This is a genomic window from Frankia sp. AiPs1, assembly GCF_023716945.1.
Lineage (GTDB): Bacteria > Actinomycetota > Actinomycetes > Frankiales > Frankiaceae > Frankia.
The window spans coordinates 1-3,099 of the sequence record NZ_JAMQQF010000657.1 but is presented as its reverse complement, the minus strand read 5'-3'; the positions used below and the strand labels follow the sequence as shown (position 1 = coordinate 3,099).

General features: G+C 72.3%; 3 protein-coding genes. 2 read left to right on the top strand and 1 reads right to left on the bottom strand.

Annotated elements, in window-relative coordinates; translation table 11 throughout:
- The first annotated feature begins 296 nt into the window (after positions 1–296).
- Positions 297–623: a hypothetical protein gene (locus tag ND748_RS28980; protein WP_251749365.1), complete on the top strand. Its 327-nt coding sequence runs from the start codon at positions 297–299 to the stop codon at positions 621–623.
- A gap of 198 nt (positions 624–821) precedes the next feature.
- On the opposite strand, the gene ND748_RS28975 is transcribed toward ND748_RS28980, so the two are convergent.
- Entirely contained in the window at positions 822–1,322 is a 501-nt protein-coding gene (locus ND748_RS28975; RefSeq protein WP_251749364.1) for a MerR family transcriptional regulator, read from the bottom strand.
- A 269-nt stretch (positions 1,323–1,591) separates the two neighbouring features.
- Between ND748_RS28975 and ahcY the strand changes: the two genes are divergently transcribed.
- Positions 1,592–2,920 carry an adenosylhomocysteinase gene (gene ahcY, locus ND748_RS28970; RefSeq protein WP_251749363.1) on the top strand — a complete coding sequence of 443 codons (1,329 nt, stop codon included), beginning with the start codon at positions 1,592–1,594 and terminating at the stop codon, positions 2,918–2,920.
- The last annotated feature ends 179 nt before the right edge of the window (positions 2,921–3,099 follow it).

Sequence of the window (3,099 nt, the reverse complement as noted above, 5' to 3'; positions counted from 1 at the left end):
CCGTACCGGTTGCCGGGCGGACCGTCGTCGTCGCGGCGGCGGGCGCGGCCGAGCCAGCTCCGGCCGGCTCCGAACGCGCCGCCACGCGGCCACGGATCTTCGCGTCGACTCCGGTCGGCCTGGCCTTGGCCGCCGGCCTCGCCACGCCTCCGGGTCCCGCCTTACCCGCCGTACCCGCTGGTCCCGCCGTACCCGCTGGTCCTGCCTTACCCGCAGGTCCCGCAGTACCCGCTGACACGGGCTTACCTGCTGCTCCCGTCCTGGGCGTCGCCGGCCCAGACGTCGCGGGTTCGGCCTTGGGCGCCACCGGCGTCGACTTCGGCACCGCCGGTCCTGGTGGTGCCGCCGGTCCGGGTGATGCCGCCGACCGTGGTGGTGCCGCCGACCGTGACGGGGTGGCCGATCTCGGCGGCGTGGCCGCGCGTTCGGCCGCGACGCCGCGGGGCGTGCCGTCGGCGCGGGGCGGGACCCCAGCGGATCCCCCGCGCGACGAACCACCCGCCGGTGCGGGCGGGCTGGGCCGGGATGGAGTGCTCGACTCCCGTCCGCCAGACGTCGACGTCACCCCCTTGGTGGGCCGGCGAAACGCCGGATCTTCGTGGAACCTCAACCAGCATGCGTGACCCGGCGCTTGGTCGCTCATCGGCACCCGGGCGCTCGCGGGCTGACCGAACAGTTCGGGGCGAAGCGAACCTGGCTGCGGACGGGCGCCGATACACGGCAGTTGGCATGGACGGTCCGATACCGCTGGTAACGGTAGACGAGCGTTTCCCGCTCGGGCGACCCGGCGGGCCAGGTGTGTGGGGTACGCCTCGGATTGTTTAGCGACCGTTAAGGGAGTGGGGCTCCGATGGTCCTGATCCGGCGGCCCCCGCCGGCCCCGGCATGCGCAGCAGCCGGCGGCCTTTCTGCGCCTCGAAGTCGAGGGCGGCGACCGGCGGGGACGGCGCGATGCGCCGGGTGAGCTGTCCGAGCCGGCGGACGTCGGCGGCGACCTCCGCCTCGGCCAGCACCCGCACGGCGAAGGCCAGGTCGCTGGGACTCACCTGGTAGCGCCGTTCCAGCTCGTCGGCGTAGGCGGCGGCGAGCAGCTCGCGCTCGCCGTACTCGCGATGACCGCCGGGGGAGCGGGCGGGAACGAGCAGGCCCAGCGACTCGCGGTAGCGCAGCATGCGTGGCGTGGTGCCCAGTACCGCCGCCGCCCGCGCGATGGGGAGCCGCTGCTCGGGCCGGAGCTGGACCCGCTGACGTAGTCGCTCCAGCACGTACCGCACGAACGAGTCCTCCCGGCGGGGTGGGGCGGCACCATCCCGGCCTCTCACGTCGTTCCGATCATGCGACGAAGAGTACGGGCGAGGCGCCGTTCGAGGCCTCGATTCTAACAACAGGTTGTTAGCTTCTTTGACATCCTCTCGGCGGGCTCGTCATCGTTCGAGTTGCCGGACCACGCCTGCGAATCCGGTCGCCGCCACAGCGTCGCCAACCACGGCGGCGTCGCCAACTACGTCATTGCCAACTACGTCATTGCCGGCCACGTCGTCGCCGGCCACGCCATTGCCGGCGGCGGCGTCCCCTTCACGACGGGAGCACCATGTCCGATCTGGCCGATCTTCCCGAGCTGCTGCCCGAACCGTCCGGCCGCCCCGACGCCGCCGGGCTGCCACGCCACGACGTCGCCGACCTGGCCCTCGCCGCCCAGGGTCGATCCCGGATCGACTGGGCCGACCGGGCGATGCCCGTGCTGCGCCAGATCCGGGAGCGCTTCGCCGCCGAACGCCCCTTCGCCGGGGTGCGCATCGCGGCCTGCATGCACGTCACCACGGAGTCGGCGAACCTCATGCGGGCGTTGGCGGCCGGCGGCGCACAGGTCACGCTGTGCGCGTCGAACCCGCTGTCCACCCAGGACGACACGGCCGCGGCGCTCGTCGCCGAGTACGGCATCGCCACCTTCGCCCGCAACGGCATCGACCGCGACGGCTACTACGCCCACATCGGCGCCGCGCTCGACACCGCGCCGCACTACGTCTTCGACGATGGGTGTGACCTGGTCAACATCCTGCACACCGAGCGCACGGACGCGCTCGCCGGCGTCCGCGGCGGCTGCGAGGAGACGACCACCGGGGTGATCCGGCTGCGGCAGATGGCCGCCGCCGGAGCCCTGCGCTTCCCCATGGTCGCGGTCAACGACACCGACACCAAGCACATGTTCGACAACCGCTACGGCACCGGCCAGTCGACCCTGGACGCGATCTTTCGGGCGACGAACACGCTGTTGGCGGGCAGTACGGTCGTGGTCGCCGGCTACGGCTACTGCGGCCGGGGGGTGGCGTCGCGGGCCAAGGGTCTCGGCGCCGCGGTGATCGTGACCGAGATCGACCCGACCAAGGCGTTGGACGCGGCCATGGACGGCTTCCGGGTCATGCCGATGAGCGCGGCAGCCCCTCTCGGCAACGTGTTCATCACCGTCACCGGCAATCGGGACGTCGTGCGCCGGGAGCACTTCGCGGTGATGCGCGACGGCGCGATCCTGGCGAACTCCGGCCACTTCGACATCGAGATCGACATCGCCGCCCTCGCCGAGCTCGCCGTCGAGGTGCCACGTCGGGTGCGGCCCTCGACTGACGAGTACGTCCTCGCCGACGGGCGCCGGCTGCTGCTGCTGGCCGAGGGTCGGCTGGTGAACCTGGCCGCGGCCGAGGGCCACCCCGCCGCGGTGATGGACATGTCCTTCGCCGACCAGGCACTGACCGCGCACTGGCTGCACACCGCCGGGCGGGAGCTCGCCCCGGGCGTCTACGACGTCCCCACCGCGATCGACAAGGACGTCGCCCGGATGAAGATCGAGACGATGGGCATCGGGATCGACACCCTGACTCCGGCGCAGGTCAAGTACCTGAGCTCCTGGGACCACGGATCCTGACAGGATGATGTAAGGATTCCGGTCCTTGGGATGCCACGTCTAACAATTTGATGTTAGGAGCGAGGCCAGCTGTTCGGTGGTGGTGCCTGCCCGGGCCAGCCGGAGCCCGGACCGGGCACGGGCGGCCCGGAGCCGGTCCATGGGGGGCCCGGCGGCGGGGGGAACGGGGCCCCCGGGGG